The sequence below is a fragment of the Yokenella regensburgei genome (assembly GCF_003634235.1).
Classification (GTDB): domain Bacteria; phylum Pseudomonadota; class Gammaproteobacteria; order Enterobacterales; family Enterobacteriaceae; genus Yokenella; species Yokenella regensburgei.
Genome location: NZ_RBIZ01000003.1, coordinates 2,153,216 through 2,172,381, shown reverse-complemented (window position 1 = coordinate 2,172,381; position 19,166 = coordinate 2,153,216). Strand labels below are relative to the sequence as shown.

17 protein-coding genes are annotated in these 19,166 nt (G+C 53.1%); 6 read left to right on the top strand and 11 right to left on the bottom strand.

What is annotated here, in order from left to right:
* Positions 1-27: 27 nt before the first annotated feature.
* From nagC to nagB, 3 genes are read right to left on the bottom strand one after another with little or no spacing between them, the layout of a single operon-like run.
* Positions 28-1,248: a DNA-binding transcriptional regulator NagC gene (nagC, locus tag C7387_RS10620; RefSeq protein ID WP_006819033.1), complete on the bottom strand. Its 1,221-nt coding sequence runs from the start codon at positions 1,246-1,248 to the stop codon at positions 28-30.
* An 8-nt stretch (positions 1,249-1,256) separates the two neighbouring features.
* The gene (gene nagA / locus C7387_RS10615) at positions 1,257-2,405 is read right to left on the bottom strand and encodes an N-acetylglucosamine-6-phosphate deacetylase (protein WP_006819034.1); all 1,149 of its coding nucleotides are present in this window, start codon (positions 2,403-2,405) and stop codon (positions 1,257-1,259) included.
* Between the two features lie 56 nt (positions 2,406-2,461).
* Positions 2,462-3,262, bottom strand: coding sequence for a glucosamine-6-phosphate deaminase (gene nagB / locus C7387_RS10610; RefSeq protein ID WP_006819035.1), 801 nt, complete (start codon positions 3,260-3,262; stop codon positions 2,462-2,464).
* 321 nt (positions 3,263-3,583) lie between these two features.
* Between nagB and nagE the strand changes: the two genes are divergently transcribed.
* From nagE to C7387_RS10585, 4 genes are all read left to right on the top strand, one after another.
* Complete coding sequence (gene nagE / locus C7387_RS10605) at positions 3,584-5,608, top strand: N-acetylglucosamine-specific PTS transporter subunit IIBC (RefSeq protein ID WP_040903406.1); 2,025 nt, start codon at positions 3,584-3,586, stop codon at positions 5,606-5,608.
* A 179-nt stretch (positions 5,609-5,787) separates the two neighbouring features.
* Positions 5,788-7,455: a glutamine--tRNA ligase gene (gene glnS / locus C7387_RS10600; protein ID WP_006819037.1), complete on the top strand. Its 1,668-nt coding sequence runs from the start codon at positions 5,788-5,790 to the stop codon at positions 7,453-7,455.
* Between the two features lie 394 nt (positions 7,456-7,849).
* A complete protein-coding gene (gene chiP / locus C7387_RS10590) occupies positions 7,850-9,262 on the top strand; it encodes a chitoporin ChiP (RefSeq protein WP_038254785.1) in 1,413 nt (470 codons plus the stop codon).
* A 46-nt stretch (positions 9,263-9,308) separates the two neighbouring features.
* On the top strand, positions 9,309-9,635 hold the full coding sequence (locus tag C7387_RS10585) for a ChiQ/YbfN family lipoprotein (protein ID WP_038254787.1): 327 nt from the start codon (positions 9,309-9,311) through the stop codon (positions 9,633-9,635).
* Between the two features lie 106 nt (positions 9,636-9,741).
* On the opposite strand, the gene fur is transcribed toward C7387_RS10585, so the two are convergent.
* The 4 genes from fur to ybfF all read right to left on the bottom strand — a co-directional run bounded on the left by fur (position 9,742) and on the right by ybfF (position 12,301).
* Positions 9,742-10,188 (bottom strand): ferric iron uptake transcriptional regulator, encoded by a 447-nt coding sequence (gene fur, locus C7387_RS10580; RefSeq protein WP_006819041.1) that lies wholly within the window; start codon positions 10,186-10,188, stop codon positions 9,742-9,744.
* Positions 10,189-10,429: 241 nt separating this feature from the next.
* Complete coding sequence (fldA, locus tag C7387_RS10575) at positions 10,430-10,960, bottom strand: flavodoxin FldA (RefSeq protein WP_006819042.1); 531 nt, start codon at positions 10,958-10,960, stop codon at positions 10,430-10,432.
* Positions 10,961-11,109: 149 nt separating this feature from the next.
* Positions 11,110-11,400: a LexA regulated protein gene (ybfE, locus tag C7387_RS10570; protein WP_006819043.1), complete on the bottom strand. Its 291-nt coding sequence runs from the start codon at positions 11,398-11,400 to the stop codon at positions 11,110-11,112.
* A gap of 133 nt (positions 11,401-11,533) precedes the next feature.
* The gene (gene ybfF / locus C7387_RS10565) at positions 11,534-12,301 is read right to left on the bottom strand and encodes an esterase (protein WP_038254789.1); all 768 of its coding nucleotides are present in this window, start codon (positions 12,299-12,301) and stop codon (positions 11,534-11,536) included.
* 183 nt (positions 12,302-12,484) lie between these two features.
* On the opposite strand from ybfF, the gene seqA reads away from it, so the two are divergent.
* Together seqA and pgm are read left to right on the top strand one after the other, a co-directional pair.
* Positions 12,485-13,024: a replication initiation negative regulator SeqA gene (seqA, locus tag C7387_RS10560; protein WP_120816636.1), complete on the top strand. Its 540-nt coding sequence runs from the start codon at positions 12,485-12,487 to the stop codon at positions 13,022-13,024.
* 25 nt (positions 13,025-13,049) lie between these two features.
* The gene (pgm, locus tag C7387_RS10555; RefSeq protein ID WP_120816635.1) at positions 13,050-14,690 is read left to right on the top strand and encodes a phosphoglucomutase (alpha-D-glucose-1,6-bisphosphate-dependent); all 1,641 of its coding nucleotides are present in this window, start codon (positions 13,050-13,052) and stop codon (positions 14,688-14,690) included.
* Positions 14,691-14,722: 32 nt separating this feature from the next.
* Here the strand turns inward: pgm and C7387_RS10550 are convergent, their stop codons facing one another.
* The 4 genes from C7387_RS10550 to speFL all read right to left on the bottom strand — a co-directional run bounded on the left by C7387_RS10550 (position 14,723) and on the right by speFL (position 19,149).
* Positions 14,723-15,208 carry a pyridoxamine 5'-phosphate oxidase family protein gene (locus tag C7387_RS10550; RefSeq protein WP_120816634.1) on the bottom strand — a complete coding sequence of 162 codons (486 nt, stop codon included), beginning with the start codon at positions 15,206-15,208 and terminating at the stop codon, positions 14,723-14,725.
* 62 nt (positions 15,209-15,270) lie between these two features.
* The gene (gene potE / locus C7387_RS10545; protein ID WP_006819049.1) at positions 15,271-16,590 is read right to left on the bottom strand and encodes a putrescine-ornithine antiporter; all 1,320 of its coding nucleotides are present in this window, start codon (positions 16,588-16,590) and stop codon (positions 15,271-15,273) included.
* Positions 16,587-18,785: an ornithine decarboxylase SpeF gene (speF, locus tag C7387_RS10540; RefSeq protein ID WP_120816633.1), complete on the bottom strand. Its 2,199-nt coding sequence runs from the start codon at positions 18,783-18,785 to the stop codon at positions 16,587-16,589. Before speF ends, potE begins: the two co-directional genes overlap by 4 nt.
* Positions 18,786-19,044: 259 nt before the next feature.
* Complete coding sequence (gene speFL, locus C7387_RS10535) at positions 19,045-19,149, bottom strand: leader peptide SpeFL (RefSeq protein ID WP_006819052.1); 105 nt, start codon at positions 19,147-19,149, stop codon at positions 19,045-19,047.
* Positions 19,150-19,166 lie beyond the last annotated feature (17 nt).

Here is a 19,166-nt window from a genome sequence, read left to right as displayed (position 1 = left end):
TAAAAGAGGCGTAACTATAAGACTGCTTTAACTTTCCAGCAAATGCTGGAGGAGGATACCGTTAAGCATGGCGCGTTTTACCAGTGCGAATGCGCCTATGGCGGAACGGTGGTCGAGAGTGGAGCGCACTACCGGCAGGTTCTGACGAAACGCCTGCAGCGCCTGGGTGTTAATGCAACCTTCAATGGCGGGCAGCAGAACGCGCTCGGCTTCGACAATTTCTCCGGCGATCACCACTTTTTGTGGGTTAAAGAGGTTAATGGCGATGGCGATGGTTTTACCCAGGTGGCGACCCACGTGCTCGATAACTTCACTGGCGAGGGCATCGCCTTTGTTAGCGGCTTTGCAGATGGCTTTAATGTTGCAGTCATCAAGCGTCACCCGGCTCTGGTAGCCCTGCTCAAGCAGATGGCGAACGCGTTGCTCAATAGCCGCGTTGGCGGCAACCGTCTCCAGACAGCCGAAGTTGCCACAATGGCAACGTTCCCCAAGTGGGTCGACCTGAATGTGGCCAATCTCGCCAACGTTGCCGTTACGGCCGATAAAAATACGCCCGTTGGAGATGATCCCGGCACCGGTACCCCGGTGAACGCGCACCAGAATAGAGTCTTCGCAGTCCTGACTTGCACCGAAATAGTGCTCCGCCAGCGCAAGACTGCGGATATCGTGCCCCACAAAGCAGGTGACTTTGAATCGTTTTTCCAGCGCCTCAACCAGGCCCCAGTTCTCCACCGCGATATGTGGCATATAGCGAATAACACCGCTTTCCGGGTCAACCAGGCCTGGCAGAATAACGGAAATGGCAATCAGCTCGCGGATTTTGCGCTGACAGTTGTCGATAAACAGCGCAATGGTGTTCAGCAGCGCGTGCTCCAGGGTTTCCTGGGTACGCTCGGGGAGCGGGTAGTGTTCTTCCGCCACCACTTTGCTGCTCAAATCATACAGCGTAAGGGTGGTATCGTGGCGGCCCAGACGGACGCCGATGGCGTGGAAATTTCGGGTTTCAGTGACGATGGAGATGGCGCGGCGTCCTCCGGTGGAGGCCTGCTGATCGACTTCTTTGATCAGGCCGCGCTCAATAAGCTGACGTGTGATTTTTGTCACACTGGCGGGAGCAAGCTGGCTTTGTTCCGCAATCTGGATGCGCGAAATAGGGCCGTGTTGATCGATCAGGCGGTACACGGCCGCGCTGTTCAGTTGTTTTACGAGGTCAACATTGCCAATTTGAGCTTGTCCGCCTGGTGTCATACTTTTACTTACTCAGTGACGACCTCGTTACCATTAACGATGGTCTTAGTGATTTTATAATCGCGAGTGAACGCGGTCAGGTTGGCCACCATGCCAGGGGCAATGCTGCCAAGCTGCTTGTCGACGCCAATCGCGCGTGCCGGATAGAGCGTGGCCATACGCAGAACTTCGTCCAGCGCAATGCCGCAGTGCTCAACCAGATTGCGAACCCCTTCAATCATTGTCAGGGAGGATCCGCTAAGGGTGCCGTTCTCATCTACGCACAGTCCATTACGGTAGTATATTGTTTTACCAGCAAAAATGAACTGTTCAATGTTAGCACCCGCCGGAGCGGTTGCATCGGTGACGAGGCACAGTTTATCGCCTTTCAGACGTTTGGCATTACGAACGTTTGCAAAATCAACGTGCAGGCCGTCGGCGATGATGCCGCAATATACGTCCGGCTCGTCGAAAATCGCGCCAGCAAGACCAGGCTCACGGCCGGTAATGTACGGCATAGCGTTATAAAGATGCGTTGCGAAGGTGATACCCGCACGGAAGCCGATTTTTGCTTCTTTAAGCGTCGCGTTGGAGTGGCCAGCGGAGACAACAATTCCGGCTTTCACCAGCTTGCTTATTACTTCCGGCTCAACCATTTCTGGTGCCAGGGTCACTTTGGTAATGACGTCGGCATTATCGCAGAGGTAATCCACCAGTTCCGGAGAGGCTTTACGCACGTAATCCGGGTTGTGAGTCCCTTTTTTCACCAGGTTCAGCCATGGGCCTTCGAGATGTAAACCCAGCGCCTGGTTTGGATATTTGCCGAGGTACTCGCGCATTACGCGGATACCCTGTTTCATCAGCTCATCGCTGGAGGTGATGAGGGTTGGCAGATAGCTGGTGCAGCCGGATTTTTCATTCGCGTGCTGCATGATTTCCAGCGTTTTGACGGTGACCGCGTCCGGTGAGTCGTTAAACTGCACGCCGCCACAGCCGTTCAGCTGCACATCAATAAAACCAGGGGCAAGAATGGCGCCATTGACCGAGCGTTGCTCGATCCCGGACGGCAGGTCAGCCAGTGGACAGACTCGTTCGATAAGGCCATCGGCGACGACAATCGCATGGTCATCCAGAATTTCGTGACCGGTATAAATTCGGCCATGGGTTAAAGCGTACATAACTCCCCCGGTTTTCAAAAAATACGACCGTCCCCCGGAGAGGGGACGGAATTCAATCAAAGACCTTTAACGTTTTCTGCTTCCAGTTCGTTGAAGTATTTCAACGTTTTCACCTTAAGCTCCATGGTGGACGGTTCGTCACACACCATGACCGCTTTCGGGTGCAGCTGCAGACAGCTAATGGTCCACATATGGTTGACGTTGCCTTCAACTGCCGCCTGCAGCGCCTGTGCTTTCTGCGAGCCCAGCACCAGAATCATCACTTCTTCAGCGTCAAGCAGGGTGCCCACGCCAACGGTCAGCGCGTATTTAGGGACCTGGTTAACATCGCCATCGAAGAAACGAGAGTTTGCAACGCGGGTATCGTGGGTCAGCGTTTTAATACGGGTGCGTGAAGCCAGAGAAGAAGCCGGTTCGTTGAACGCGATGTGACCATCGTTGCCTACGCCGCCCATAAACAGGTGGATTTTACCGTAGGAACGAATTTTTTCTTCATACTGACGGCATTCTGCGTCAATATCAGGCGCATTACCATTCAGAAGGTTAATGTTTTCTGCCGGAATATCAACGTGATCGAAGAAGTTACGATGCATGAAGCTGTGGTAGCTTTCCGGGTGTTCTTTCGGCAGACCAACGTACTCGTCCATGTTGAAGGTGACGACGTGCTTGAAGCTAACCTGGCCTGCTTTATGCATTTCTACCAGCGCTTTGTACGCGGTCAACGGCGTGCCGCCGGTCGGCAGACCCAGCACAAACGGACGGTCAGCCGTCGGTTTGAACGCATTGATGCGATTCACGATGTGACGCGCAGCCCATTTACCGACTTGCTCAGCAGTTGCCAGGGGAATCAGTCTCATTATTCACCTCTATAGTTAATTTGAAAGGGTGGCGGATTGAAGTCAGCTATGGTTAAGCGTAACTGGTTTTTCCCAGGTGGGATCAATCTGCATCGATTTTTTGAATGATAAAATAAGTTTTCACTGTTAGCCAGTGATTAGGAGGGGTTAATACGATATTTGGTGATTATAATCACAAAAAATACGCGTTTAATTTGCGATACGAATTAATTTTTCACACACTCTGAACGTAGGTGATAATTCGCCACGCTTCAAGGTTTGTTACACACAATAAAAAACGGCTTTGAATGAGTCTGAACGGGGTCTCATAGGGGGAGTAAAGTGAGTATTCTAGGTTATTTACAGAAAGTTGGTCGCGCACTGATGGTGCCAGTGGCCACGCTGCCAGCAGCAGCCATCCTGATGGGTGTCGGCTACTGGATCGACCCGGTGGGTTGGGGTGGTGGGAATGCGCTGGCGGCGTTCTTCATTAAGTCCGGCTCCGCTATCATCGACAACATGTCCGTACTGTTCGCCATTGGTGTGGCTTATGGTATGTCTAAAGATAAAGATGGCGCTGCGGCGCTGACCGGCTTCGTCGGTTTCCTCGTGTTAACGACGCTCTGCTCGCCAGCAGCGGTGTCTATGATCCAAAAAATCCCGGCGGATCAGGTTCCGGCGGCGTTTGGTAAGATCAACAACCAGTTCGTGGGTATTCTGGTCGGTATCATTTCTGCTGAACTGTACAACCGCTTCTCCGGCGTTGAGCTGCCGAAGGCGCTGTCGTTCTTCAGCGGTCGCCGTCTGGTACCTATTCTGACGTCTTTCGTCATGATTCTGGTAGCGTTCATCATGATGTACATTTGGCCGGTTATCTTCGACGGTCTGGTGAACTTCGGTGAGCACATCCAGAAACTGGGCTCTGCCGGTGCGGGCGTGTATGCGTTCTTCAACCGTCTGCTGATCCCGGTGGGTCTGCACCACGCGCTGAACTCCGTATTCTGGTTTGACGTAGCCGGTATCAACGATATCCCGAACTTCCTTGGCGGTGCGCAGTCTATCGCAGCAGGTAAAGCGGAAGTGGGTATCACTGGTCGTTACCAGGCGGGCTTCTTCCCGATTATGATGTTCGGTCTGCCGGGTGCGGCGCTGGCTATCTACCACTGTGCTCGTCCGGAAAACAAAGCGAAAGTGCTGGGTATCATGATGGCGGGCGCGTTCGCAGCCTTCTTCACTGGTATCACCGAGCCGCTGGAATTCTCCTTCATGTTCGTGGCACCGGTACTGTACGTTATCCACGCCTTCCTGACCGGTATCTCCGTGTTCATCGCGGCGAGCATGCACTGGATTGCCGGTTTCGGCTTCAGCGCAGGGCTGGTGGATATGGTGCTGTCCTCGCGTAACCCGCTGGCGACTCACTGGTGGATGCTGATCCCGCAGGGCCTGGTATTCTTCGTTATCTACTACGTGGTGTTCCGCTTCACTATCACTAAATTCAACCTGATGACTCCGGGTCGTGAGCTGGCGGTTGCCGGTAGCGAAGCCGATGGTCAGGACGTGAACGTGAGCTCTGATAAAGAGCAGGACGCGACTGCACTGGCTCGTCAGTATATCGCTGCAGTCGGCGGTTCTGACAACCTGACCGGTATCGATGCTTGTATCACCCGTCTGCGTCTGAATGTGAAAGACTCAAGCCTGGTGAACGAAGCGATGGCGAAACGTCTGGGTGCGTCTGGCGTTATCCGCCTGAACAAAACCAGCGTGCAGATTATCGTTGGCTTCGTGGCTGAGAAAATCGCTAACGCCATGAAAACTACGGGTCATGTTTCCGCAGCAGAGGCCGCACCAGCGGCAGCAGCTCCGGCAGCAGCCGCGGCAAAACCGCAGGCAGTACCGAATGCCGTGACTATCGCAACGCTCGTTTCGCCGGTAACCGGTGACGTTGTTGCCCTGGAGCAGGTGCCTGATGAAGCGTTTGCCAGCAAAGCGGTCGGTGATGGTATTGCAGTGAAACCGACGGAAAAACTGGTCGTTTCTCCGGCAGCCGGCACCATCGTGAAAATCTTCAACACCAACCACGCGTTCTGCCTGGAAACTGAGAAGGGTGCGGAAATCGTTGTCCACATGGGTATCGATACCGTTGCGCTGAACGGCGAAGGCTTTAAGCGTCTGGTGGAAGAGGGTGCGGAAGTGACCGCAGGCCAGCCAATCCTCGAAATGGATCTGGATTTCCTGAACGCGAATGCGCGCTCCATGATTAGCCCGGTCGTTTGCAGCAACATCGACGACTTCAGCGGCCTGGTCATCAAGGCGCAGGGTTCCGTCGTTGCGGGCCAGACACCACTGTACGAAATTAAAGGCAAGTAATCGTTCCTGAGTAAAGTTGTGCCTTTAGCGGCGGGGGAGATCCTCCGCCGCTTTTTTTTGCAGCAATTAACCCCATATATTCCTTCCAGTACGTATTTTCCGTAACTAATAGTTGTCTCTTCGCCCGGCTTATAAGATCATGCTCCGTTATATGTTGTTTACGCTTTGAGGAATCCACGATGAGTGAGGCTGAAGCCCGCCCGAGTAACTTTATTCGTCAGATCATCGATGAAGATCTGGCCAGTGGTAAGCACACCACAATCCACACGCGCTTTCCGCCTGAGCCGAACGGCTATCTGCATATCGGTCATGCGAAGTCTATCTGTCTGAACTTTGGTATTGCTCAGGACTATCAGGGCCTGTGCAACCTGCGTTTCGATGACACCAACCCGGTGAAAGAAGATATCGAATACGTAGAGTCCATTCAGAACGACGTGCAATGGTTAGGTTTCCACTGGGCCGGGAAAGTTTGCTACTCGTCTGACTACTTCGACCAGCTGCATCAGTATGCGATTGAGCTTATCAACAAGGGCCTGGCCTACGTCGATGAACTCTCAGCAGAACAGATCCGCGAATACCGCGGTACCCTGACTCAGCCGGGTAAAAACAGCCCATATCGCGATCGCAGCGTGGAAGAGAACCTCGCGCTGTTCGAAAAAATGCGTGCCGGTGGTTTTGAAGAAGGCAAAGCCTGCCTGCGTGCCAAAATCGACATGGCATCACCGTTTATTGTGATGCGCGATCCGGTGCTGTACCGCATTAAGTTTGCCGATCACCACCAGACCGGCAGCAAGTGGTGCATCTACCCGATGTACGACTTCACCCACTGCATCAGCGATGCGCTGGAAGGCATTACCCATTCACTGTGTACCCTGGAGTTCCAGGATAACCGTCGTCTGTATGACTGGGTGCTGGACAACATTTCTATCCCGGTTCATCCGCGTCAGTACGAGTTCTCACGTCTGAATCTGGAATACACCGTGATGTCCAAGCGTAAGCTGAACCAGCTGGTCACCGAGAAGCACGTAGAGGGCTGGGACGATCCGCGTATGCCGACCATCTCTGGTCTGCGTCGTCGTGGCTATACCGCCGCATCTATCCGTGAGTTCTGCAAGCGCATTGGCGTGACCAAGCAGGACAACACCATTGAGATGGCGTCGCTGGAATCCTGCATTCGTGAAGATCTCAACGAAAACGCCCCGCGTGCGATGGCGGTTATCGATCCGGTTAAGCTGGTTATCGAGAACTACCCGCAGGGCGCGAGCGAAATGGTGACCATGGCCAACCATCCGAGCAAACCGGAGATGGGCAGCCGTGAAGTACCGTTCAGCGGTGAAATCTGGATCGACCGTGCTGACTTCCGCGAAGAAGCGAACAAGCAGTACAAGCGTCTGGTGCTGGGTAAAGAAGTTCGTCTGCGTAATGCTTACGTGATTAAAGCCGAGCGTGTAGAAAAAGACGCTGAAGGCAACATCACCACCATTTTCTGCAGCTACGACGCTGACACCCTGAGCAAAGATCCGGCTGATGGTCGTAAAGTGAAAGGCGTTATCCACTGGGTAAGCGCTGCACACGCGCTGCCGGTTGAGATTCGTCTGTACGATCGTCTGTTCAGCGTGCCGAACCCGGGTGCGGCGGAAGACTTCCTGTCGGTGATGAACCCGGAGTCTCTGGTTATCCGTCAGGGCTACGCGGAACCGGGCCTGAAAAACGCGCAGGCGGGTCAGGCTATCCAGTTTGAGCGTGAAGGTTACTTCTGCCTCGACAGCCGTCTTGCTACCGCAGACAAGCTGGTGTTTAACCGCACCGTCGGTCTGCGTGATACCTGGGCGAAAATCGGCGAATAATTGCCGTAGCCACAGGTCGTCAGCAAACAAAAGCGCCGTCAAGTACGGCGCTTTTTACATTTTCGCGATGCAAATTAATATCATCTTCGTATTTCTCCTCGCTGTAACAAAATCGATTCACCTCTATTACCGCTTCGTCTGAGGCGGCGTCAGCCGCGGTTTGGCAAAAACAACTCAATTTTTGGCTTTGTAACAAAACGCAATCAAATATGTGCGCCTTGTCATAATCTTGTGTTTTCGTGCGGAAAAAGGATTGATAATTCGCGTCGCGAAAAATAGTCTGTTCACAGTGACGCGGAAAAGTTCATTCTTCGTTACTCTTTTTAAAATTTTTATATTTTTCTCGCTGTCGGCCTTTGCCACGGCGTATTTAAAAGTCAAAGAGGATATACACATGCGTACGTTCAGTGGCAAACGTAGTACGCTGGCGCTGGCTATTGCAGGCGTCACCGCACTCACCGGCTGGGTTGCAGTTCCGCAGGCCCACGCCGCAGGCTTCATCGATGATTCAACGTTAACCGGCGGCATCTATTACTGGCAGCGTGAGCGTGACCGTAAAGATGTAACCGACGGCGACAAATATAAAACCAACCTTTCTCACTCTACCTGGAACGCCAACCTGGACTTCCAGTCCGGTTATGCGGCAGATATGTTCGGTATTGATATCGCGGCGTTTACCGCGATTGAAATGGCGGAATCAGCAGAAAGTGGACACCCGAACGAAATCGCTTTCTCCTCCAGCAACAAAGCTTACGACGAAGATTATTCTGGCGATAAGAGCGGTATCAGCCTGTATAAAGCGGCGGCCAAATTCAAATATGGCCCGACCTGGGCACGTGCTGGTTATATCCAGCCGACCGGACAAACCCTGTTAGCTCCACACTGGAGCTTCATGCCGGGTACCTATCAGGGGGCAGAGGCGGGCGCTAATTTTGATTACGGCGACAATGGTGCGCTGAGCTTCTCCTACATGTGGACCAACGAGTACAAGGCGCCATGGCACCTTGAGACCGACAATTTCTACCAGAACGATAAGAAAACCAAAGTCGACTACCTGCACTCCATCGGTGCTAAGTACGACTTTAAAAACAACCTGGTGCTGGAAGCCGCTTTCGGTCAGGCACAAGGTTTTGTCGATCAGTACTTTGCTAAAGCCAGCTACAAATTTGATGTTGCCGGTACCCCGCTTTCTACCAGCTACCAGTTCTACGGCGCGCGCGATAAAGTCGCTAACAACACTATCAACGACATCTATGACGGTACTGCCTGGCTGCAGGCGTTGACCTTCGGCTACAAAGTCGCTGACGTCGTTGACCTGCGTCTGGAAGGAACCTGGGTGAAGGCGGAAGGCCAGCAGGGCTACTTCCTGCAGCGCATGACTCCAACTTACGCTTCCTCTAACGGTCGTCTGGATATCTGGTGGGATAACCGCTCAGACTTCAACGCCAACGGTGAAAAAGCGGTGTTCTTCGGCGCCATGTATGACCTGAAGAACTGGGATATGCCGGGCTGGGCGGTAGGTGCGTCTTACGTCTATGCGTGGGATGCCAAGCCAGCGGACTGGTTTATCAACAGCGCCGGTCAGCGTGAAGATTACGCGTCTAACAAAATTAAAGAGTCGGCTTACAGCCTTGATGCGATGTACACCGTACAGGAAGGTCGTGCGAAAGGGACGCTGTTTAAACTGCACTTCACTCAGTACGACAACCACTCCGATATCCCAAGCTGGGGCGGCGGTTACGGCAACATCTTCCAGGATGAGCGCGACGTGAAGTTTATGGTCATCGCTCCGTTCACCATTTTCTGATGCAGGCAGGGGCGGGGAGACTCGCTCCTGACATAAGGACGACATGATGAAAAAACTCATTCTTATTGCTGTGATGGCCTCGGGTCTGGTTGCCTGTGCGCAACCGCCTGCACCTAAAGAAGACAGCAAGCTGAAAGAAGCTTATAGCGCCTGTATCAATACGGCGGAAGGTAATCCGGACAAAATTTCTGCCTGTCAAAGCGTGCTGGATGTGCTGAAAAAAGATAAGGCGCATGAGCAGTTTGCTAATCAGGAAACCGTGCGCACGCTGGACTATCAGCAGTGCATCCTGGCGACCCGTACCGGTAACGACCAGGCGGTTAAAGCGAAATGCGATCGCATCTGGCAGGAAATTCGCAGTAACAACAACTGATTCAGCCGTAGTTGCAACAAAAAAAGACCCGCATCGCGGGTCTTTTGCTTTTCAGTCGCTGAAATAAAAAAGCCAGCGGCGTCGCTGGCTTCAGGAGTGCTGAAGATTATTTCCCGTCGTGGGCATGATCATCTTCGCGGCAATCACCTTCCGCACAGTGACCGTACAGGTACAGGCTGTGATTGGTGAGGCGAATACCGTGTTTAGCGGCGATTTCACGTTGACGCGCTTCAATCGAATCATCACTGAATTCAATGACTTTCCCGCAGTCCAGGCAGATCAGGTGATCGTGATGGTGCTGCTGGGTCAGCTCGAATACGGATTTACCGCCTTCGAAATTATGGCGGGTAACAATGCCGGCGTCGTCAAACTGATTCAGAACGCGATAGACTGTTGCCAGTCCAATCTCTTCGCCCATGTCAATCAGACGTTTATATAAGTCTTCCGCACTGACATGGTGGTTGTCCGGGCCCTGCAGGACCTCCAGAATCTTTAACCGTGGAAGCGTGACTTTCAGGCCAGCCTTCTTTAATGCGGTATTATTGTCAGTCATGCGGAATCTGTCCTGTAGCTAAATATTCGGGTATAGAATTGTCATGGTTAAACACTAACTGCAAGTACCTGACATCGTATACTTTCAAAAACGAATGACTATCGGCAAAGCTGCCAATGTACCTCGTCAAATCAGAGGATATTGTACAGATAAGCGCTGAAAAGTTAAAAAAATGTAGCGATTAATTTGATTGCTTTTATCTATTAATGCGGCGCAACTTATCTGTTGCACCGCTTTCAAATCACGCGTTCTTGATAGCTTCGAGATTCAGCTCAGCGGCAACCTGGTTTACCCACTTCTCAACACGCTCAGCGGTCAGCTCAGGCTGACGGTCTTCATCGATAGCCAGACCCACGAAGTGATCGTCATCAGCCAGACCTTTGGATGCTTCAAAGTGGTAGCCCGCCGTTGGCCAGTGACCCACGATCGCCGCGCCGCGCGGTTCAATGATGTCGCGGATAGTTCCCAGCGCATCACAGAAGTATTCTGCGTAATCTTCCTGGTCGCCACAGCCAAACAGCGCCACCAGCTTACCGTTGAAGTCGACTTCTTCCAGCGTCGGGAAGAAATCATCCCAGTCACACTGTGCTTCACCGTAGTACCAGGTTGGAATGCCGAGCAGCAGGATATCGAAACCTTGCAGATCTTCTTTGCTGCTCTTGGCAATGTCATGCACTTCAGCGACGTCTTTGCCGAGCTGTTTTTGAATCATCTTTGCGATATTTTCGGTGTTACCAGTGTCGCTGCCGAAAAAGATGCCTACGATTGCCATGAGTAAAATAACCTCTTGAAACTTAATGATATGGTGGTGGCATATTGCCCACAGATAAGGCAATCATAGCAGAGAGGGGAAGTGCACGGAAACAGCAATAACGCTGGACTGCACTCTCTGCTACATGAAAGTGTGTTTTTTGTGAGACTTCAGACAATCTCCTGACGCAGCGCGGCAAGCTGGCTCAGCAGAATCTCTTCAATCAATTCACTGCGGCTCATATTGCGCACTTCTGCCAGTTCATTTAACGCGTCAACGGCGTCGGCGTTGAGTTTTAGCTCAACACGCTTCAGGCCGCGAACTTTATCGCGTTTGAGCTGATTGCGCTTGTTGATGCGTAATTGTTCATCACGCGAAAGCGGATTGGTTTTCGGTCTTCCCGGGCGACGCTCGTTTGCGAACAAATCTAATGTCGTACGGTCCGTTTGTTCTTTTGCCATGATTCAGAGTGACTTCGGGGAAACAAACAACCAGGCCATTGCCCGGATGGATAGCGCGCCATCATACATCAGCGAAACCCCCACGCCAACGACCGCGGGCATTCTGGCGCGCGGTCGCTGAGTTTTTAGTCAGTCAGGCCTCATCGAGGTAGCGGCGAATAGCTCGCAGCACGGCATCGGGCTTTTCTGCATGTACCCAATGACCGGCACCGGCGATAACGTGAGCACGCGCCTGTGGGAACTGCGCCAGTAGTTCACTTCGATATGCTTCAGTGACATACGGAGAATTGCCGCCAGGAATAAACAGGGCAGGCTTATCCCAGGCAGGCACCGTTTCCCAGCCAACAATATGCGGATACTGATCCCACAGTACAGGAACGTTGAAGCGCCATTCGCCATCGACGAATGACTTCAGCAGAAATTGAATGACGCCTTCTTCATTTAAATGCTCGCGCATCACGGCGGCAGCTTGTTGACGGCTGCTGGCACCCGCCTCGGTGACGGCGTTAATCGCGGCAAAAATTTCGTCGTGGCGACGAACGTGATAATCCACTGGGGCAATATCGATAGCCACCAGCTTTTCTACCCGCTCCGGGGCGAGTGCGGTGAGAGCCATTACCGCTTTGCCACCCATTGAATGGCCAATCACAATCGCTTTTTCTACCTGATGGTGATCGAGGGTATCCAGCAGGTCCTGCGCCATCGCCGGGTAGTTCATCTCCGCTGAACGAGGGGAGAGTCCGTGGTTACGCATGTCCACCTGAAGGACATCGTGCGTGCTGATAAGGTCACGCGCGAGAATGCCAAGGTTATCCAGGCTGCCGAATAAACCATGGACCAGCAGAATGGGAGAATTATTGTGCAGGTTTTGTGCAGTTTGCGCTCGGGTATTCAAAATCATAGTAAAGTTCTTTTTTTCGCTCTGTCGGGTTAGGGTATCATGGTGACCATTCTGCCGCCCGGCTGCAAGATTGGGGATTGTTCTTGATTTTGCCGCCATCCTGGTTTGACGCTATCCGCTGCTGGGTTTTAACCCTATAATCCCGGCAACTTATATTCAGAAAAGATATCGCACTGGATGAAGATGAAAACAATTGAAGTTGATGACGATCTCTATCGCTACATTGCCAGCCACACCCAGCACATTGGCGAGAGTGCGTCCGACATTTTACGGCGCATGCTGAAATTTTCCGCCGTAGCACAGCCTGCAGCACCGGTTGTTAAAGCCGCAGTGGCACCAGCGCCTGCTGCTGAGGTAAAACTGGCGACGGCGAAAGATAAGGTCCGCGCCATGCGCGAACTGCTGCTTTCCGATGAGTACGCCGAGCAGAAGAAAGCGGTTAACCGCTTTATGCTGGTGTTGTCCACCCTGTGGTCGCTGGATGCCAAATCTTTTGCTGAAGCCACTGAATCCCTGCACGGCCGCACCCGCGTTTACTTCGCGGCAGACGAGCAGACGCTGCTGAAAAACGGCAATCAGACCAAACCACGTCAGGTGCCAAATACGCCATACTGGGTTATTACTAACACCAATACCGGGCGTAAATGCAGCATGGTTGAGCACATCATGCAGACCATGCAGTTCCCGGCGGAACTGATTGAAAAGGTTTGCGGTACCATCTAACTCTTGCATTAAGAAGGACCAGGCAATGGCAATTCATAGCCGTGCAGGCCAGCCTGCACAACAGAGTGATTTGATTAACGTCGCCCAGCTTACCTCGCAGTACTACGTGCTGCAGCCGGACGTGGGCAATGCGGAACATGCGGTGAAGTTTGGTACTTCTGGCCACCGTGGTAGCGCAGGCCGCCATAGCTTTAACGAACAGCATATTCTGGCTATCGCCCAGGCTATTGCCGAAAACCGCGCAAAAAACGGTATCACCGGCCCATGCTTCGTGGGGAAAGACACCCACGCGCTGTCTGAACCGGCGTTCATTTCCGTACTGGAAGTGTTGGCTGCTAACGGCGTAGACGTCATTGTGCAGGAAAATAACGGTTTCACTCCGACGCCGGCTATTTCTCACTCAATCCTGGTCCATAACAAAAAAGGCGGGGCACTGGCGGATGGTATCGTCATTACTCCGTCGCACAACCCGCCGGAAGACGGTGGCATCAAGTACAATCCGCCTAACGGTGGCCCGGCTGATACCAACGTCACCAAAGTGGTGGAAGATCGTGCCAACGCGCTGCTGGCTGATGGCCTGAAAGGCGTGAAACGCATCAAGCTGGATGCGGCGTGGAAAAGCGGTCATGTGAAAGCACAGGATCTGGTACAACCGTTCGTTGAAGGGTTGGCCGACATTGTCGACATGGCGGCTATCCAGAAAGCAGGTTTGACCCTGGGTGTCGATCCGCTGGGCGGTTCCGGTATTGAATACTGGAAACGTATTGCAGAGCACTACAAGCTGAACCTGACTATCGTTAACGATCAGGTTGATCAGACATTCCGCTTTATGCACCTCGACAAAGACGGCGCAATCCGCATGGACTGCTCCTCTGAGTGTGCGATGGCGGGACTGCTGGCGCTGCGTGACAAATTCGATCTGGCGTTTGCTAACGATCCGGATTACGACCGTCACGGCATTGTTACTCCGGCTGGACTGATGAACCCGAACCATTATCTGGCGGTGGCTATCAATTACCTGTTCCAGCATCGTCCGCAGTGGGGCAAAGACGTTGCCGTAGGTAAAACGCTGGTTTCTTCGGCGATGATTGACCGTGTGGTCAACGCGCTGGGCCGTAAGCTGGTGGAAGTGCCGGTTGGCTTTAAATGGTTTGTCGACGGGCTGTTTGACGGCAGCTTTGGTTTTGGTGGCGAAGAGAGCGCCGGGGCCTCGTTCCTGCGTTTCGACGGCACGCCATGGTCAACCGATAAAGACGGCATCATCATGTGTCTGCTGGCGGCTGAAATCACTGCCGTAACGGGCAAAAACCCGCAGCAACATTATGACGAACTGGCGCAGCGTTTTGGTGCGCCGAGCTACAACCGCCTGCAGGCTGCTGCGACCTCGGCCCAAAAAGCCGCACTGTCGAAGCTTTCTCCGGAGATGGTTAGCGCCAGCACGTTGGCGGGTGACCCTATCACCGCACGTCTGACGGCGGCTCCGGGTAACGGCGCTTCTATCGGCGGTCTGAAGGTGATGACCGACAACGGCTGGTTTGCGGCACGCCCGTCAGGTACGGAAGATGCCTACAAAATCTACTGTGAGAGTTTCCTCGGTGAAGAACACCGGAAGAAAATCGAAAAAGAAGCGGTGGAAATTGTCAGCGAAGTGCTGAAGAACGCATAAAAAAACAGGCTCCGAAAGGAGCCTGTTTTGTTTTACGCTGAAAATCGCCCCGGCCGCTGTCGGCAGGTGAGCATATCGCACTCGACCCGTACCACGCAGACCGCTTTCATCATCTTCTCATCATAGGTAAATGATTTTCCGGGTACAGCCTGGCGCATAATCACGTCCAGCCCGTGCTGCATCTCTTCACGTGTAGGAAGGATCACCGCTTTCCCGCTGGCGATAATACTGCTGTAGGCGTAGCTGTAATCACAGGCCTGCTCCGCCCGGAGTAGCTGGTGATCGCCGTCAATTTCAACGCTCAGTGCCGCATTTTTCCGCAGCAGGCGCATTTTCTTGCCCGTGCGCGCCCCGTGAAAATAAAGCACCCAGCGATCTTCCAGGTATTCGTAGCCGTAATTTACCGGTACGACGTAGGGACTGGGTGAATCGTTGAGGGCGATACGGCAAACCTGATGTCGGGCAATAATGGCCGCAATGGCCTTCTTGTCGTGCACTTCCTGTTCTGAATGGCTCATGGTTCAGGCCTTAAAGAAAAGTCCCGGCGGCAGGAGAAGTGATAGACCGCCGGGAAAGGGGCTCAACTGTGTTTATCTTTTAATTCAAAACGCGGTGATACCAGGCCATACAGCGTCCAGCCCATGAAGGTCACGATAGCGCCGTAGAGCATCGCTTCCTCACCGGAAGAGTAAAGGGCATAGAAACTGTAGATGGCACCGATAAAGGCGATAACGTTGGCCGAACGTGCTTTGCCCGGATCCACTTTCGCCACCTTCTGAATGATGACCAACGCCGCCATCGACAGGATGTACGGAATAATATTGGTCACCACCGCCAGGTTGACCAGCACGTTAAACTGGTTGTTCAACGATGGGCTGATGGTCATCAGCGACAGCGCGGACTGCAGAATAACGATGGTCAGCATCCCCTGAATCGGCGCGCCGGATGAAGCAGAAACGCGGGAGAAGATTTTCGGGAAATAGCCTTCGTCAGACGATGATTTGAACACCTGAGCAATGGTGAACTGCCAGCCGAGCAGCGAACCGCAGCAGGACATGACCATCAGACCCATGATCACTTTACCGACTTCCGGTGTGAACATCTGGGCAAACGCCAGGCCAAACGGCGCCGTGGAGTTGGCGAGATCCATGTTTGGCACGATACCGGCAATTACGTTGGTAGAAACGATGTAGATAACCGCTGCGCCCAGGGTACCGCCCAACACGGCGATTGGTACGTTACGTTCCGGGTTATCCACCACATCGGTGTTCGCACAGGCAGACTCCAGACCCAGGAAGGCCCACAGCGTCATGGCGATAGAGGAGCCAACAGCGCTGAAGAACGGCACGTGATGCGGGTTCCAGGAGTTGGCATACATCGTTGGGCTGAACCAGAACCAGCCAATGATGCACAGACCCACTACCGGGATAATGACCCCCCAGACGGTGACGCTACTGATCTGACCGGTGATACGCGCACCGCCAAAGTTGGCGATGGTGCACAACCACAGGACGCCAATGGTCGCCAGACCAATTTGTACTGGCGACAGTGTGGCACCGAATAATTCGGTGCCGTAGCCCACAGCGGAGATCGCGATAGCGACGTTGGCAATCAGCAGCGACACGCCGTAGGTATAGTTGGCCATAAAGTTGCCCGACTTACCAAACGCGTACTCCGCATAACCGCCCATGCCACCTGATTTGCGGCTGAACATCCCGCATTTCGCGAAGGCCCACGCCAGCGCCATTGAACCCACCGCCGTCACCAGCCAGGAGATGATGGAGATGGTCCCCACCTCCGCAAGCTTGGTGGGTAACATGATGATGCCGGAGCCCATCATGTTAACCATGGTCAGGATGGTGAGCTGAACAACGCCCATCTTGTTGCTCGATTTACTCATAATTTTTCCCCTGCCAGCAGCGCGCCTTGTTTATCGCGCGGTGCTATCACATAACACCAGACCTGTTTGCGACCGTCGTGCTCCTGGATGTAAACCCCCTGCAGCTCTGGCGCAAAGCCCGGCAGCAGGTTGATACCTTCCTCAAGCGCGGTGAAATACTGCAGAACGGCACCACCCCAGATTTCGCCCGGAACGACACACAGCACTCCTGGCGGGTAAGGAAGCGCACCTTCAGCGGCAATACGACCTTCAGCCTTCGGCAGCGGAACCAGGTCGACTTCGCCGCGCAGATAGGCGTAGTTAGCGTCCTGTGGGTTCATGCTGACGCGTGGGAAGTGATCCTTACGGAACATCTCTTTTTGCAGCTGTTTAACGTTATGGCGGGCGTACAGGTCATGCATTTCCTGGCACAGCTGGCGCAGGGTATAACCGGCATAACGCTCTTTGTGCTGGCTGTAGATAGACGGCAGCACTTCCTGCAGCGGCGCATCGGCGTCGAGCAGTTTGTCAAAGCGCGCCAGCAGGGCCACCAGCTGTTGCAGTTTGGCCATGTCTTCCGCCGGGGTCAGCAGGAACAGGATTGAGTTGAGGTCGCATTTTTCCGGGACGACGCCGTTTTCACGCAGGAAGTTGGCGAGAATCGTGGCCGGAACACCAAACTTCTCGTACTCGCCGGTGGCGGCATTAATGCCCGGCGTGGTGAGCAGCAGTTTGCATGGGTCAACGAAGTATTGGTGTGCTGCGTAGCCTTCAAACGCGTGCCAGTGTTCACCAGGCACAAATTCGAAGAAACGCAGGTCCACGGCGATTTGCGCAGTTTCATAAGACTGCCACGGTTTACCATCAACCATTGCTGGTACGAACGGACGGATATGGTTGCAGCTTTCCAGAATCAGCTTACGCGCGTTGATGCCGTTCACCACGCAGTCCATCCACATGTTGCGTCCGCTTTCGCCTTCATGCATTTTGGCGTTGACGTCGAGCGCGGCAAACAGCGGGTAGAACGGGCTGGTGGAGGCGTGCATCATAAAGGCGTTGTTAAGACGCTTATGCGGGACGTAACGCTGTTGCCCTTTGATATGGCTGTCTTTTTTGTGGATCTGTGAGGTCTGAGAGAAACCTGCCTGCTGTTTATGCACGGACTGAGTGACGAGGATACCCGGATCGTTTTCATTCAGATCCAGCAGCAGCGGGGAACAGTCAGCCATCATCGGAATGAACTGCTCGTAGCCTACCCAGGCGGAGTCAAACAGGATGTAGTCGCACAGATGACCAATCTTATCGACGACCTGACGGGCGTTATAGATGGTGCCGTCGTAGGTGCCGAGCTGAATAACCGCCAGGCGGAAAGGACGTGCTTCCTGTTTACGCTGCGGTGCAACTTCGGCAATCAGTTCGCGCAGATAGCTCTCTTCGAAGCAGTGTGCGTCAATCCCACCGATGAAGCCGTACGGGTTACGTGCGGTTTCCAGATACACCGGCGTTGCACCCGCCTGCAGCAGTGCACCGTGGTGGTTAGACTTGTGGTTGTTGCGGTCAAACAGCACCAGGTCACCCGGGGTGAGCAGGGCGTTCAGCACCACTTTGTTGGATGAAGACGTACCGTTCAGTACGAAGTAGGTTTTGTCAGCGTTGAAGACTTTAGCAGCATGCTGCTGAGCGACACATGGCGCACCTTCGTGGATAAGCAGATCGCCCATCGCGACGTCGGCGTTGCACAGGTCTGAGCGGAACAGGGTTTCGCCAAAGTACTCAACAAACTGATTCCCGGCCGGATGACGGCGGAAGAATTCACCACCCTGGTGCCCCGGGCAGTCGAAGGCGCTGTTACCCTGTTTCACGTAATCGACCAACGCACGGAAGAACGGTGGGCGCAGCTGCGTTTCGTATTTATGCGCGGCGGCTTCCAGCTGACGGCCGTAGAAGTCATTGCGGGTTTCGTCGTGCTCAAATACCCCCTGAATAGCTGAAAGATATTCTGAAGGAACGACTTCTTCTTTATTAATAGCAATGAACACCGGAATATTATATCCGGTTGCCTGGATTTCATCGAGTTTACCGCATTCGACATCTTCGATCGTCAATACTGCTGTGGCAACATCAATAAAATTAGTTTCAGAGGTGTTTACAATACTACGCTGTGTAGAAAAACAGTCCGGACAGGTATGGCTAACGGCAATTTTTAAATCAGTCATTTTTTATCTCTTTATTTTCAGGTAATAGCAGGTCCTCAATTTCTCGAATGAGAAACTGATTACTCCGGAAAAAAAGCAATACTTCACCGCTGACAGTTAAAACATCAGTAGAGTGCTTTTTCGGATGCAATAAATCCCACCAGTCCGGTCACTGGTAAAAGCAGGATTCATCAGGGTGAGCGCGATTAGCTACAGGCAATAGCCTGCATTAACGAGGATTCAGGAAGACCTGTATGCTGAAGCGCCCGTAGTCGAACGACTACCGGGCATTAAAGAAATGAAAATCGAAGCTGTTGCGGTGGGCAAACATCATAATATGAGTTGTCCGCCTTATATGGGGCATCATTCGGTTGTTGTTTTCCATGATATGTACCTTTCACA

Coding starts and splice junctions, on each gene's coding strand:
- nagC (WP_006819033.1), bottom strand. CDS start 1,248: ATGACACCAGGCGGACAAGCTCAAATTGGCAATGTTGACCTCGTAAAA.
- nagA (WP_006819034.1), bottom strand. CDS start 2,405: ATGTACGCTTTAACCCATGGCCGAATTTATACCGGTCACGAAATTCTG.
- nagB (WP_006819035.1), bottom strand. CDS start 3,262: ATGAGACTGATTCCCCTGGCAACTGCTGAGCAAGTCGGTAAATGGGCT.
- glnS (WP_006819037.1), top strand. CDS start 5,788: ATGAGTGAGGCTGAAGCCCGCCCGAGTAACTTTATTCGTCAGATCATC.
- chiP (WP_038254785.1), top strand. CDS start 7,850: ATGCGTACGTTCAGTGGCAAACGTAGTACGCTGGCGCTGGCTATTGCA.
- C7387_RS10585 (WP_038254787.1), top strand. CDS start 9,309: ATGAAAAAACTCATTCTTATTGCTGTGATGGCCTCGGGTCTGGTTGCC.
- fur (WP_006819041.1), bottom strand. CDS start 10,188: ATGACTGACAATAATACCGCATTAAAGAAGGCTGGCCTGAAAGTCACG.
- fldA (WP_006819042.1), bottom strand. CDS start 10,960: ATGGCAATCGTAGGCATCTTTTTCGGCAGCGACACTGGTAACACCGAA.
- ybfE (WP_006819043.1), bottom strand. CDS start 11,400: ATGGCAAAAGAACAAACGGACCGTACGACATTAGATTTGTTCGCAAAC.
- ybfF (WP_038254789.1), bottom strand. CDS start 12,301: ATGATTTTGAATACCCGAGCGCAAACTGCACAAAACCTGCACAATAAT.
- seqA (WP_120816636.1), top strand. CDS start 12,485: ATGAAAACAATTGAAGTTGATGACGATCTCTATCGCTACATTGCCAGC.
- pgm (WP_120816635.1), top strand. CDS start 13,050: ATGGCAATTCATAGCCGTGCAGGCCAGCCTGCACAACAGAGTGATTTG.
- C7387_RS10550 (WP_120816634.1), bottom strand. CDS start 15,208: ATGAGCCATTCAGAACAGGAAGTGCACGACAAGAAGGCCATTGCGGCC.
- potE (WP_006819049.1), bottom strand. CDS start 16,590: ATGAGTAAATCGAGCAACAAGATGGGCGTTGTTCAGCTCACCATCCTG.
- speF (WP_120816633.1), bottom strand. CDS start 18,785: ATGACTGATTTAAAAATTGCCGTTAGCCATACCTGTCCGGACTGTTTT.
- speFL (WP_006819052.1), bottom strand. CDS start 19,149: ATGGAAAACAACAACCGAATGATGCCCCATATAAGGCGGACAACTCAT.